The sequence below is a fragment of the Romboutsia sp. genome (assembly GCF_056995035.1).
The window spans coordinates 17,122-31,190 of record NZ_JBXKIW010000073.1; the positions used below are offsets into that span (position 1 = coordinate 17,122).

A 14,069-nucleotide genomic window follows, 5' to 3' on the forward strand; every position below is an offset into this window, starting at 1 on the left:
GTAAAGCAATTTAATTACAAAATCCTTAGCATGTCAACAACTCGCACCTATGTAGATACGAGTTTTTTATTTATATATCTCTTTAAATCGTATACTATTATGTACCTCTGTAAAAAGTGTACAATTACATATAAACATCATTGTTAATAGTACTATAGCTTTCATTTTAAATGCAATTCTCTTTTTTATAAGCGATTTCAGCTCCTCTATCGCTTTAGTTGATGTTTTATTGCTATGTTATTATATTTTAAATTTTAAACTAAGTAAAGTAGTTATTGCATTTTTTTACATTTTTCTACATTTTTTTACAATAAATGTTTTATATTTTAATAACACTTAATTTCATACTTTAAAATAAAAAATCATATAGATTAAAACACATTTTTTCATTTTTTTATATAATTTGTTATTTTTCTTTCATTATACAAAAAAAGCATAGATAGTCACTATGCTTTTCGTTTATATTTTTTAATTTTTCTAGTATACCATTTCAACTTGTGTGCATTCATTATATACTAGCTCTTTATGTACGTACTTGCTTGTACATGCAGTTAAAAGCCCACCATACTCTACTAAGAATTCTATTTTATCTCCAACCTCATACTTATTTTCACAATTTGTTACATTAAGTATCATATGATCAGAACTTGCTCCTAGTATTTCTATCTTTTTATCTATTGGTATTATACCATCTATATTTATATCTTGTTTGCCAATGCCAACTATTGCTCTTTTCAAAATTCCTTTGTCTTCATACTCTGGTACATTTCCAAAAGCATCCATACCTATTTCTCCGATTGGTAATGATGGTTTTTCTTTTATTTCTACAATCTCACAAACTAATTTAAATACATCTTGGTGAGTATTTTCTATACTTTTACCGAACGCTGTTTCACGTCCAAGTACTATTGCTTCTCCCAATCTTAAATTAGTTACACCATGTGGCATTTTAAAAGACTGCAATAAATCTATTGAGCTAGAGTTACCACCAGATACAAATTCTAAAGGTATATTATATTCTTTTTCAATTCTTCTTGCTAAGTTTGCTAGCCTTCCTAGGTTTTCTTCTGACGGCATTATTGCTCCATAGCAAGTTAAGTTAGTAGCAATTCCAAATAATTTTATATTTTCTAACTTTAAAACTTCTTCTACTACTCTAAAGAATTCATCTTCATCAAAATATCCTTCTCTTAAATCTCCTAAGTCAAACATTAATGCTATTTTATGAACTTTATTTTGATTTTTAGCTTCTTCATTTAACTTATATATAGTTTTTAACTCTGAATTAAAACTAATATCTACATATTTTATTACATCTTTTATCTCACTAAGCATTGGAATTCTAAGTAATACTTTAGGTATATTTATATCTTGTAAATTCTTTAAGTTCTCAACTCTAGAATCTGCTAAGTAATTTACATTATCAAAACTTATTTCTTTAACTACTTCTGGTATTGCACAGTATACTTTTGTTACCATTGCCATATCTAAGTTATGAGTTTTACATATATCACTTAACACAGATACATTATGTTTTAATTTAGGAATATTAATTTCTAACCTAGGGTACATTCGCTTTCCTCCTCTAGATTTAAGCTTTTTAACATAAGCTTTAGAGATGCTTCTTCATATTTTTTAGATAAAACTCCTAGAGATGCCATTATATAATCATTGTCAACTAATATCTTTGCTTTTTCTTTTGGAAAAAGTACATCTTTATTTTTGTTATACTCACAGATATACTTCATTATTTCTACTCTTTGAGGTAAGCGTGTAAGCGCACCACCTGTTCCTACTACATATTTAACTTCCGTTAAATCTTTTCCTTCTGCTATTTTACTTTTTCCACTTGCTCCATAAACATTTCTTATAGTTCCAGCATGTCTTTTTGTAGCACGAAGTACTGCTTCTTTTGTCAGCCTCTCTACAAATTTTATTTGCTGTGGTGTTTTTGGAATTGCTAAATAATTACTCATTACTTCTTCTATATCAATATCTATTAATTCTTCTTGTAAATTTTCTTTTCCAATTAAATTAACTATATTTTCCATATTAACGTAAACACCTAAATCGCCTTCAACACTTCTTTTAGCAACAGGTTCTGGGTTTACTAATATTCGACTAACACCTTCACTTCCTTCTGTTACAGAGTGAAGATCAGTCGTTGCTCCTCCTACGTCTATAACAATTAAATCTCCAATGTGTTTTTTAAGTAACTTTGCACTTTCCATAACAGCTCCTGGAGTTGGTGTTATATGTTCATTGACTAAGTCTTTTACATGCTCCATTCCTGGTGCGTTTGTTATATGTTCTTCGAATACATTTTGTATTACTTCTCTTGTTGGTTCTATATTTAATAAATCTATTTTTGGATAAACATTATCAACTATATAAAGTTTATAATTTGTATCTTCAAATATTAATTTTATTTCTTCTTTGTTTTCAATGTTGCCTGCGTATATTACAGGAACACCAAGATTTAATCCTGCTATAAGTTCTGCATTATATATTGCAGTATCACGCTCACCATAATCTACTCCACCTGCTATTAGTATTATATTAGGTTTTATTTCTTTGATTTCTTTTATATCCGTTCTTCTAAGTTTCCCTGCAGTTACCTTGTGTATTACCGCTCCTGCACCTAAGGCTGCTTCTTTAGCTGCTTTTGCAGTCATATCATAAACTAACCCATGTACCGTCATCTTTAGCCCACCTGCTGCACTAGATGTTGCAAACATGTCATCATACTCTATACTTTCTACACCTAAAGCTTTAGATAAATCATCTATAGCTCCATTAAGACCATTTCTTACATCTCCGCCTTCAAATACAGTTGTTGGTGCTTGCCCTTGACCTATAAACTTAGGGTTATCTGTGTGTATGCCTGAGAAGGCATTTACAACTGTTGTTGTAGAGCCTATCTCAGCAACTAATACATCTATTCTCATTATTTATTTTGTAACTCTCTTCTTTTTTCAACTAAGAATGTAGCAACATTTACTCCCCTGTCGCTTCTACCAAATCCTGCATCCATTCCTTGTTCAACTGCTATTTCAGGCGTAACTTGAGTTCCTCCAGCGGCTAATATTACTTTATCTCTCATTCCTTTTTCTATACAATATTCATGCATTTTTTTCATGTTTTTGTAGTGTATACCATCATGACTTATTATAGTTGAAGCTAATATTGCATCAGCATTTAATTCTATAGCCGCATTTACTAATTTTTCAACTGGTACTGAAGTTCCTAGGTAATGACACTCTATACCATATTTCTCTATCCCACCATGTTTTATATCTATTACTTCTCTAAGTCCAACAGAGTGTTCATCTTCTCCTACTGTTGCACAAACTATTTTTAATGGATTAGCTTCTATATCAGCTCTTATTTCATCATCAGTCATTATCTTTTGCTCTTCTGGTATGATTAAATCAGCTGTATCTATACTAAATGGAACCTTACCTTTTATTTCTATTCTAGTTCCTTCAGCACAGTGCATTACCTCTCTATTTATTACCTCTGGATCTTCTAAATTCATTTTCTTAGCAAACTCAAGTGCTGCAAACTCAGCAGTTCTCTTATCTGTTGGCAACATCATAGTAAGCATAACAGTACCATCAGCACACCATTCCATTTCTGGTTTTATCTTAGTAGAGTTTCTAAACTCTTCAGTTTCTTTAAGTCTTACATTTACATTGTCCATATCATCTAATTCATCTATGTATATTATTTTATCTGGATCTTCAAATGTACATCCATCTATTAACTTAGCTGGATCCATCGCACAAGTTCCATCGTATTGAGCTACGTTATTGTATCCAAAATGAGCAGTTACTGGAGCTAAATAATCTTGATCTCTTTCATAAACTGTTCCAGCTCCTACACCTTCTTTTATCTTACGGCTTATTCCATCACCATTTCTTTCTGGGTAATTTCCTGAGTCTACGAAAAATCCTTTTTCAACAGCTTCGAAGTATCCACCAACTTCTAAGATTTCTTCCATGTATAATACTGCTCTTTCTTTTAACTCTCTTGATTTATCTCTTAAAGCTCCAGTTTCTTTAAGCTCTATCATATCCATTAATCCATCCATACCAACTAATGCTTGTTTAGCAGTATCACAAGCTTCTATATTGTACATATGCCAAGGAACGTTTCTTCCTTCATCTGGAGTTATTGTAGATTGTATATCAGCTCTTGTTAAAACTGATGTTAATAAGTTAAGAACATGAGTTACTGTGGCTTCCCTAGTTGAAGAATCCATATATTTCGTATTCATTTGAGCTCTCATTTTGTAATCAGAGAATAATTCTCTTAAAGCTACTGCATATGGTAAATCTAGAGTTAAACATGGAGCTGGTGGTGCAGTTGGAGGTACTGTTGATAAACATATATTATCTTTTTTAATACCAACTTTTTCAGAGAATACTGAGTTTAGGGCATGTTGTACCATTAGCTCTGGCATAACCTTCCAAGCTTCTCTTGCAGTTGCATTAGCATTATGAGCTCCATCTATTTGAGCCATATCAGCAAATGCCATTATATTTTTAGCTTCACAAGCATCAACAAATGATCTTATCATATTTATATTTCTATAAAGTACGTTATATTGTGGATCTTGGTGAGCTCCATTTATTCCTTCTTCAGCAAACATTACAGCAACTTCTGGTCCTGCAACTCCACTTACATAAGAATGGTAATTTATTGGTCTTCCTACTTCTTCTTCTATAAAATCAAGAGCTTTTCTTTGCGCTCTTACTTGTTTTCTAGTTATTGGAACTCCACCTATACCTTGTGGTGTACCTTCTATAAGTCCATCAAAGTGAGATTGACCAGCAGTTCTTATAACCATTATATGATCTGCTCCATGGTGAGCTGCCATTCTCATTCTTCTTATATCATCTTCAAATCTTCCTGAAGCTACTTCAGTAGTTATAACAGCTTTAGGTTGTGGGTCTATATTGTTAAAATATTTAGCTGATGGAAGTGCTACACTTTCTTTCAAAGGTGCTGAACAATCTTGATATTTAAAAGGTCCCATTTCTAAATCTTTTTCATTTTCTCTCCAAGTCCATCCTTTTCTCTTTGGTCTATAATTTTCTAAATCTTTAAGTATATACTCTACATCTAATTTTTTATTTTCTTTTAGCATGATACTCCCTCCTTAGCAAATAAATTAACTACTTCATCCCATCCTTGACCGTTAACTAACATTACTCCTGCTTCACGTACATTTATTTTATTATTTTGAGCTAACTTATAAACAACATGACCTGCACCTTTACTTATAAGACCATTTTCTAATACTCCATTTATTATTTCTTTAGCTTCTAATGATGAGAATCCCATTCTTAAAAGAACTGATCTTTCTATTGATGGTGTTGTATTTTTTTTACCTAACTCTACCATTGGTTCAACTATTTCTCCTGCTAATTGCCAAAATCTTGCTTTTAGCTCTTCATCGCTTAGGTTCACTAAATGAGCTCTTCTATCTTGAAAATCATCTAATCTCTTTTTCATGATTATCCCCCTATTTATACTTTTCTTATTTAAATATCTATTTATATATTTCTTATATACTTTTTATAATTATCTCTTCCGCTACAGACTTTACAAATTCTTCACTACATTTAGCATCTATAGCTAAGAATTCTATATCCTTTTCACTTAAATAAGAAACATTATTATTCTCTATAGCATTTTTAATATAAGATTTTCTTATTTTATCCATATTTATTTCATTAGTTTTTATTAAGTTTGGATGAGAAGGTAATATTAAATTCTGCCCACATATTTCATCTTGTGGATTTCCAAATTTAATTTCTATTCCATTTTCACGAGCAAATGTAAGCTGTGGATTTATATGTTTTCCAGCTCCTGTATACTCTGTTTCTTGAACTAATATAATTTGATCTTCATTAAGTTCTTGAGCTAAACTAAATGCAGCTGTTAAAGACGTATTTCCTGCTGGACCTCTTTCTAATCCTTCAAGTTGAGCTAAAAGTTCTGTCATATAGAATACTTCACCTTGGTTTACAGTTACATATCTATCCATATATCTAAGTGGTCTTGCTGCAGATCTTGGTACATCTGATCTATCCGGCCAAGTACAAAATGGTATTCCAAATCCTGTATGACCTGTTGTAAATGATTTCTTGTTAAATTGTGTATCACTTGCCATATGAAGACCTTTTAAATTAACACTAGCACCTACTACTTTAGTATCAGCTGCTCCTGCTTTTATAAGACCTCTCGCCGTTCCTGTTAGATTTCCTCCTCCAGCATTAGTACAAACTACTACATCTGGATCTTTTCCTATTCTTTCTCTACATTGCATAGCTATTTCATAACCTAGCGTTTCAACTCCAGCTATACCAAATGGAGAATATAATGATGCATTAAAGTATCCTGTTTCTTCTAACATTAATAAGAAAGTATAAAATAACTCTGGACCTACTGTTAATTGAACAACTTCTGCACCGTATGCTTCACACTTTCTTGCTTTTTCTATTATTTCCGGCTGCCCAACACCTCTACTATCATAGCATTCTTGAACTATTATACATTTTAGTCCTTGCATAGCAGCTTGAGATGCTACTGCAGCTCCATAATTTCCGCTAGTTGCTGCTATTACACCTTTGTATCCCATTTTTTTAGCATGATATACAGCAGTTGCTGCTCTTCTTGCCTTGAAACTTCCTGATGCATTAGCCGCTTCATCTTTTATAAATATTCTTGCACCTTTTCCTTTAGGAGCAACTTTTCTAGCAAGATTTGTGATATTTTTAAGTTCTATTATCGGTGTATTTCCTACTGCATGATCCGATTGAATTTTTTCTATTTCATCTAATGAATATCCTGTTTCTTTCATCATCTTTTCATAATCAAAGGATACACCTTCGTTTTCAAATATAGAGTAATCTATTCCTATAGCATTTTTCATTATTTCATTTTTTCTATTCATTACAGCTTGATAGTTATTATCATTATTCATTTAACTCACCTCCAAATAGTATCTCTCTAGCACTAATTCCTATTTGAAGTAACTCTGGTATACATTTGCCATAATCATGAGTATAATAAGGGTTTACCTCTACTAAGTTACCTTCTACACCTCTTCCTGTAATAGTAGTAACTTTCACTAAATCCCTGATATTTGCATCTTCATTTATAAATCCTTTAACCCAAGTTTCAAGAGGATTTGATTTTGTATCATCTGGAATTTGTGGTGCTCTTTCACTTGGATTAAGTACTACATTATGAATTATTACCCAATCTCCACGCTTAGCATCCATACTAACATTCTCCTTTATATTTATCGTGCTAACTAGGTTTGAGACAGCTAGCTAGCACGGATATAGATTTTATTTTCAAATATAAGTTTTAAGCTTTTACTGTTTCTTTTAATTGAACCAATTCACGTACATCCCCCATCATAGCTCTTGGAACTGGTATATCTAACATTGTTTTAAGACCAGGAATTGCGTTTATAACATGAGGTATAGAGTTTACACACATAGCTATTGTTCCTATTCCACCTGGTATTTCTGGTGTTATTTGTAAATCTATATTTGGTACACCTTTTATGCTTACATAATCTCCTGTTGATAATCCTTCTAAGTGAGGTAATATTTGTTGTGGATGTTCCATTTCTATTTTTACTTTACCGTCAACATATCCGTATCCACATTGTTTACATCCAGCTACATTTCCAGCTTGAACTTCTGCATATTCACTTTTTCTATATACATTACTCATTATTGGCTCTCTAGTTTGATCTATCTTTTCTAAATTCCATCCTATACCTTCAGTTATCATGTTTATAGATTCAGGGAAACCAACATGACCTGCTATTGATCCATCTTCTACACCTTTTTCAAATATTTCTTTAGTAACTCCAACGCCTTGTTCTATCATAACTGCTGTTCCAAATGGCGATAAATCATTAACTCTAGCTGCTTTTATGTAATCTACTTCTTCACAAGTTCCTGTTAATGCAAGTATTAATAAATCAAGTACAAATCCTGGGTTTATTCCTGTTCCAAGTACTGATACTCCATTTTCTTTAGCTATTTTATCTAGTGCTTGCGCTAATTCCGGCTCTTGAGCTTTAGGATAAGCCATTTCTTCTGCAGTAGATATAACATTTATTTTCTTTTCTAATATAAGTTTTATTTTATCAAATGCACCTTTTGTAAAAGAGTCTGTAGCTAATAAAACAACATCTGCACATTCTTCAGTAAATACTACATTAGGGTCAGAATTTATTATAACTTCTTTACTTTCTCCTCTTTCACATCCTAATACATCATATATACTTTTGTTAACTCTTTCTGGATGCATATCACATACAGCAACTATTTCTATTCCTTTTTTCTTAAGAAGCATTTTAGCCATTCCGCTCCCCATTGCTCCAAATCCCCAAATTCCAACTTTAACATTTCTCATTTTTAAATTCCCCCTTATTATTTATATCTTTTCTGTCTTTTATTAAAGCAACTTACATGCCATTTTTAAGTTTAAATTTTTATTTTAAATTTCTTTTTTGAAAATCTAGCTTCAACCCATTGAAATGAGTATTTTTTCTGAAAATTTCTAATCGATTATTTTTTTAATATTCTTAATAATAAAAAAATTTTAATATATATAAGTCTTTAAACATAAAAAAGAGCATTAAATTTTGCATATAATGCAAACTTTTTTGCTCTTTGTTGTTTACTCCGTATTATTTTCTTCTTATATTATATTTTCTCATTTTATATTGTAAGTTTTGCCTACACAAGCCAAGAATAGCAGCTGCCTTTGTTACATTATCATTAGCTTTGTCTAAAGCTTCATTTATATATCTCTCTTCAATATCTGCAACAATCCAATCTAATGGTTTAGCCTCTACATCTATAACATATACATTTTCGGCTATGTTAGTTTTATACTCATTTATATTTATCATGTCTTCAGTTAATACATCTTCATCATCCATCATGCTCATACTAGAATATATAGTATTTTCTAATTCTCTAACGTTACCTTGCCAATAATGATTTTTAAGTTTTCTCATTCCTATATCTGATATATACTTTATACTTTTCCCTAGTTTTTTATTGTATTTTTCTATAAACTTATCAGCAAGTAATATAATATCATTACCTCTTTGTCTAAGGGGAGGTATTTGGATATAAATTACGTTCAATCTATAATATAAATCTTTTCTAAGCTTTCCTTCATTTAATATATCCATTGGATTTTCATTTGTTGTAGCTATAACTCTAACATCTACAGGTATATCTTTAGTACCACCAACCCGCCTTACATAACCTTCTTGGAGTACTCTAAGTAACTTTGCTTGAAGTTGTAATGGCATTGAGTTTATCTCATCTAATAACATAGTTCCTTTATTAGCTTGTTCAAATAGTCCAGGTCTATCTACTGCTCCTGTAAATCCTCCCTTTACAGTCCCAAATAATATTCCTTCTAATAAACTTTCTGGTAGTGCTGCACAATTTTGTGCTATAAATGGCTGGTCATGCCTTTTGCTATAATAATGTATAGACTGACTTATAAGCTCTTTTCCTGTACCAGTTTCTCCATATATAAGAACTGTAGCATCACTTTTAGAAGCTTTTTTAGATATTTCAAGCGCCTTTTTAATAGAATCACTTTCTCCTATTATATCATCAAAATTGTAACCTAACTTTTCAGGATTATGTAATTTATTATTTTTAACTTCTCCCAATTTTAGTATCTGTTCTGATAGAGTTTGAATTTGAGTCATGTCCTTTGATACTTCTAAAGCTCCTATAAGTTTATTTTCTACCATTATAGGTATAGTGGTGTTTATAGTGGTAATTTCTTTTCCATCTTTATTTAAATATTTTTGAACATTGTCTTTTATAGGTTCTTTATTTCTTAATGCCTTAAGTAAAGTACTATTTTTTATTTCCATACTTTGAATCACATCTACAAATGGTTTGTTTAATACATCTTTTTTGTCCATTTGTTCTAGTTTTGCCATTGAATTATTATATATAATCGTATTTCCTTCTTTATCTATAAAATGTATTCCTTCATCAATACTTTCTATTATTTTTTCAATTACTTCACTATATATATCTTCTCTCATAAATTACGCCCCCTATTTTTATACTATATAATTTTTATCTATTTTGGACCTAATTAAAAAAAGCATCATTCTATTAATAGTTTCACATTAATCATAATTCTCCTTTTTATTAATATATGTTTATTGAAAAATTATAAATATTCAAATTTTATATTTAAATTTCTAAATAAAATTAAAGTGAATTATATTTGTTTTTTTTAGCAAACTATTATAAAAGATTTATATTAAAATAAATATTTTTTATTTTCATGCATATTTTTACAATTTTCTGATTTTTCTGTTATAATTTTACGTATAAACTATATTTAACTAATAAGGATGTGTGAATATGAAAAAAGATTCTATTAAATTTATACTCTTGATTATATTAGTATCTATTTATTTATTAACTCCAATGAATATATATGCTTATCCTATTAAAAATATTTTATTTATTAGTTCTTCTTCACCTAAATTTATAAGCTTTAATAATCAATTAAAGGAAATTTCTTATAATACTTATGAAGTACATAAAAATCTTATTTTAGCTATGTTTTTTACCATAATAATTTTAATATTAATTATATTTGCATTAATTTTACACAGTATAAAGACTTTTAAATATAAAAATGAATTAAATAAAGCAAAAAAAATTGCTGAGGATGCAAATATTTCTAAAAGTAACTTTATAGTTAATATAAGTCATGAACTTAGAACTCCTCTAACAGTTATAATATCAGCTAATCAGCTTTTAAAAATATTATTAGCTAAGGAAAATATTAATAATGATCAAGGTATTAATAATAACCTAAATATAATTACTCAAAATTCGAATAGATTGCTTAGACTAATAAATAATATTATAGATATTGCGAAAATTGATTCTGGTTTTGCTGATTTAAAACTCAAAACTACTGATATTATTAAGTTAATAGAAGATGCAGTATTATCAGTTATTCCCTATGCAAATACTAAAAATTTAAATATAGTCTTTGATACAAATATAGAAGAATTGATGATGTCTACTGATTGTGAAAAAATTGAAAGAATAGTGCTTAACTTACTTTCAAATGCTATAAAATTTTCTAACCCTGGCGGAGATATATTTGCAACTATTATAGCTGATAAAAATAATCTTAATTTTATTGTTAAAGATAATGGCATAGGTATAGATGAGGAAAATTTATCTAAAATTTTTGATAAATTTATCCAAATAGATAATGGACTTACTAGACAAAATGAAGGAAGTGGAATTGGCCTATCAGTTGTAAAATCTTTTGTTAAATTACATGATGGTACAATTAATGTTGATTCTAAATTAGGTAAAGGTACTTCTTTTATTATAACGTTACCTATTAAAGCTAATTTAGCTAATCATATTTATAATGAAATATCATCTACTAACAATTCTACTAACATAGAATTATCAGATATTTTCAAATAAATATTAGACTTGATTTTACAATATTTAAATAATAATTTTATAAAAATATCGGATATAAGAATATACATTATACTTAATATCCGATATTTATTTTACTCTATTTAAATAATTCTAAGATTTTTGTAATATTTGATTTATCTCACTTATTAACTCTTTTCTCTCTTTTTCATCTATCGTTTTACTATTTTCTATTTTTTGCTTTAAGCTTATTATCTTTTCATCTTTTATATTTATAGTATTATTATGATTTAACTCAATTTCATCAAAACTTTTACTTAACATATTTATAAGAGATGCCATTTCATCCGAACTCCCTGCTATTCTATTAAGTAACATTAGATTTTGTTCTAATACTTCAGGTATTTTATTTAAAGAATATCTAAGTTGATGATCAATTTCTCCATATCCTTCTTCAAATATTGTTCTTACTTGTATCTCTGATATGACCTTTTTTGTTGTTGGATAAGATTCTACTAAGTAGTGAACTGATCTATATCCTGATAGTCTTGAACAAACTTCTATATCTAATTCTTCGAATGTTTTAGCGTTGTCTCCTTCTCTTATATTTGCTACTATTTCATTTACATTCCACATTATACTTATAAAATCATGTATTTCTTCCCAATCTTCTTTAAATATATGTATTACTCTTATTCCTAGTAAATCAGTTATTTCATCTTTATAATTATCAACAGTAAATTCGAAATCTTTTCCATATTTTCTTTTTCTATCTTCAGTCTTTCTTATTATTTTTTCAATTAAATGCTCTGCTTCCTTAACCCTTGTTTTAACTGAATGAACCTTTTTATGCCCTCTTAGTATGTTTGCTATTAAATCAGCTTGTGTTTCATAGCTTTTTCTATATTTATTAAAATCATTGTATATTTCTGTTAATGTATCCCACTCTATATTATTTTGAATTAAAAATTCTTCACTTATATTATAGTTGCTTAAAAATTGTTTTTTATTAAGCATTTATATCCTCCCTTTAAAATCATAATTTACTGATTTTGGTTGTCTCTTTTTATCTTTACCATTTTCTTTTTTATGCTTATTTCTTTATATTTTTTTAATAGCTGTTCTCCTTTGTGATTTAAAATATCAACATAAGAACATAAATCCTGTACTTCTATAACTCCAATGTCCTGACCCTCTATTCCTTGCAAATTACTTATTGCTCCAACTATATCTAAAGCCCTTATTTTCTTTTTCTTTCCTCCATTTAAATATATCCTAGTAACTTCACTATGAATTTTTTTCTCTGGATTTTTAACTCTTTTTTCTTTTAACATTTTTCTTTGATTTTCTTCGAATATATTTTTTCCTGTTTTAGCTTTATCTTCTTTAAGTTCATTTATCTCTTTAATATTATATCCAATGTAACTTTCTATTTCATCGATATATTTTTCTTCCTTGCTACTTACCATAGTTATAGCTTTTCCAAATTTATCTGTTCTTCCTGTTCTCCCTATTCTATGAACATAATTTTCTTTATCTCTTGGTACATCATAGTTTATTACCAAGGAAATGTCATCTATATGAATACCTCTAGATGCTACATCAGTACTTACTAGTATATTAAATTTAAATTCTTTGAAATCTTTTATTGCATATATACGCTTTTCTTGAGACATTTCTCCATGAAGTTCCCTTACTAAAAACTTATCTTTTCTCATTTGACTGTAAAGCTTCATGACTCTTTCTCTTGTATTTAAAAATATCATTAATGATTTTGGATTTTCCGCATATATTAGTTTTTTTAAAACCTCATACTTATCACTTTCTTCAACTTTTATATAATTTTCATCTATTTGTTTTTTATTAATTTGTTCATGATTTTCTATATCAACCATTACGGTATCTTTCATATATTCTTCACAGATGTATTCTATATCTTTATCTATTGTAGCTGAAAACAGACCTATCGTCTTATTATTTGGAGAGTTTTTAAATATGACATCTATTTGTTCTATAAACCCTTTATTTAGCATTTTATCAGCTTCATCTATTATTAAATAGTTTATGTTTTGTATATTTATAGTTCCTCTTTCAATATGATCTATTATTCTACCTGGAGTTGCCACTACTACATGTACTCTTTGCTTTAAACTTGAGATTTGTTCCTTTATAGGTTGTCTTCCAAATATAGCACTACATCTAATTTTTTTAAGTCTACCTATACTAGATATTTCATCTTTAACTTGAAGGGCTAGCTCCCTAGTTGGTACTACTACAAGTGCCTGGACATTTGTACTATCTATATCTATATTTTCACATATAGGGATTGCAAAACTTGCAGTTTTTCCACTTCCTGTTTTTGATTTAACTATTATATCTTCTTTATTTAAAAGCTTTGGTATTGTTTGCTCTTGTACTTTTGAAGGTTTTTTATAATCTAAATTATTCAATGCTTTCAATATATCTTTATTTAAATTAAAATCTATAAATTTCTTATTCATTTTTCGCTCCTTATTTTTTCATATGTAACTATTCATTATACCATAAATTAAATATACTAATACAAAA

General features: G+C 28.9%; 11 protein-coding genes. 1 reads left to right on the top strand and 10 read right to left on the bottom strand.

Going from position 1 to position 14,069, the window contains the following annotated elements:
* Positions 1–477 precede the first annotated feature (477 nt).
* The 8 genes from orr to AC11VW_RS11215 form a co-directional block, all read right to left on the bottom strand.
* Positions 478–1,572 (bottom strand): ornithine racemase Orr, encoded by a 1,095-nt coding sequence (gene orr, locus AC11VW_RS11180; protein WP_484301500.1) that lies wholly within the window; start codon positions 1,570–1,572, stop codon positions 478–480.
* A complete protein-coding gene (locus AC11VW_RS11185) occupies positions 1,557–2,948 on the bottom strand; it encodes a GlmL-related ornithine degradation protein (protein WP_484301501.1) in 1,392 nt (463 codons plus the stop codon). Before AC11VW_RS11185 ends, orr begins: the two co-directional genes overlap by 16 nt.
* Complete coding sequence (gene oraE / locus AC11VW_RS11190; protein WP_484301502.1) at positions 2,948–5,152, bottom strand: D-ornithine 4,5-aminomutase subunit OraE; 2,205 nt, start codon at positions 5,150–5,152, stop codon at positions 2,948–2,950. Before oraE ends, AC11VW_RS11185 begins: the two co-directional genes overlap by 1 nt.
* Positions 5,146–5,520, bottom strand: coding sequence for an ornithine aminomutase subunit alpha (locus AC11VW_RS11195; protein ID WP_484301503.1), 375 nt, complete (start codon positions 5,518–5,520; stop codon positions 5,146–5,148). Before AC11VW_RS11195 ends, oraE begins: the two co-directional genes overlap by 7 nt.
* Before the next feature lie 52 nt (positions 5,521–5,572).
* On the bottom strand, positions 5,573–6,994 hold the full coding sequence (ortB, locus tag AC11VW_RS11200; protein ID WP_484301504.1) for a 2-amino-4-oxopentanoate thiolase subunit OrtB: 1,422 nt from the start codon (positions 6,992–6,994) through the stop codon (positions 5,573–5,575).
* Positions 6,987–7,295 carry a 2-amino-4-oxopentanoate thiolase subunit OrtA gene (gene ortA, locus AC11VW_RS11205; RefSeq protein WP_484301505.1) on the bottom strand — a complete coding sequence of 103 codons (309 nt, stop codon included), beginning with the start codon at positions 7,293–7,295 and terminating at the stop codon, positions 6,987–6,989. The genes ortB and ortA overlap by 8 nt, the downstream gene beginning before the upstream one ends.
* Before the next feature lie 88 nt (positions 7,296–7,383).
* A complete protein-coding gene (gene ord, locus AC11VW_RS11210; protein ID WP_484301506.1) occupies positions 7,384–8,448 on the bottom strand; it encodes a 2,4-diaminopentanoate dehydrogenase in 1,065 nt (354 codons plus the stop codon).
* A gap of 277 nt (positions 8,449–8,725) precedes the next feature.
* Positions 8,726–10,120 (bottom strand): sigma-54 interaction domain-containing protein, encoded by a 1,395-nt coding sequence (locus AC11VW_RS11215; protein WP_484301507.1) that lies wholly within the window; start codon positions 10,118–10,120, stop codon positions 8,726–8,728.
* 328 nt (positions 10,121–10,448) lie between these two features.
* On the opposite strand from AC11VW_RS11215, the gene AC11VW_RS11220 reads away from it, so the two are divergent.
* Entirely contained in the window at positions 10,449–11,543 is a 1,095-nt protein-coding gene (locus AC11VW_RS11220; RefSeq protein ID WP_484301508.1) for a sensor histidine kinase, read from the top strand.
* A gap of 111 nt (positions 11,544–11,654) precedes the next feature.
* Here AC11VW_RS11220 and AC11VW_RS11225 read toward each other — a convergent pair whose 3' ends face one another.
* Together AC11VW_RS11225 and AC11VW_RS11230 are read right to left on the bottom strand one after the other, a co-directional pair.
* On the bottom strand, positions 11,655–12,518 hold the full coding sequence (locus AC11VW_RS11225) for a RelA/SpoT domain-containing protein (RefSeq protein WP_484301509.1): 864 nt from the start codon (positions 12,516–12,518) through the stop codon (positions 11,655–11,657).
* Between the two features lie 26 nt (positions 12,519–12,544).
* On the bottom strand, positions 12,545–14,002 hold the full coding sequence (locus AC11VW_RS11230; RefSeq protein ID WP_484301510.1) for a DEAD/DEAH box helicase: 1,458 nt from the start codon (positions 14,000–14,002) through the stop codon (positions 12,545–12,547).
* Between the last annotated feature and the right edge of the window lie 67 nt (positions 14,003–14,069).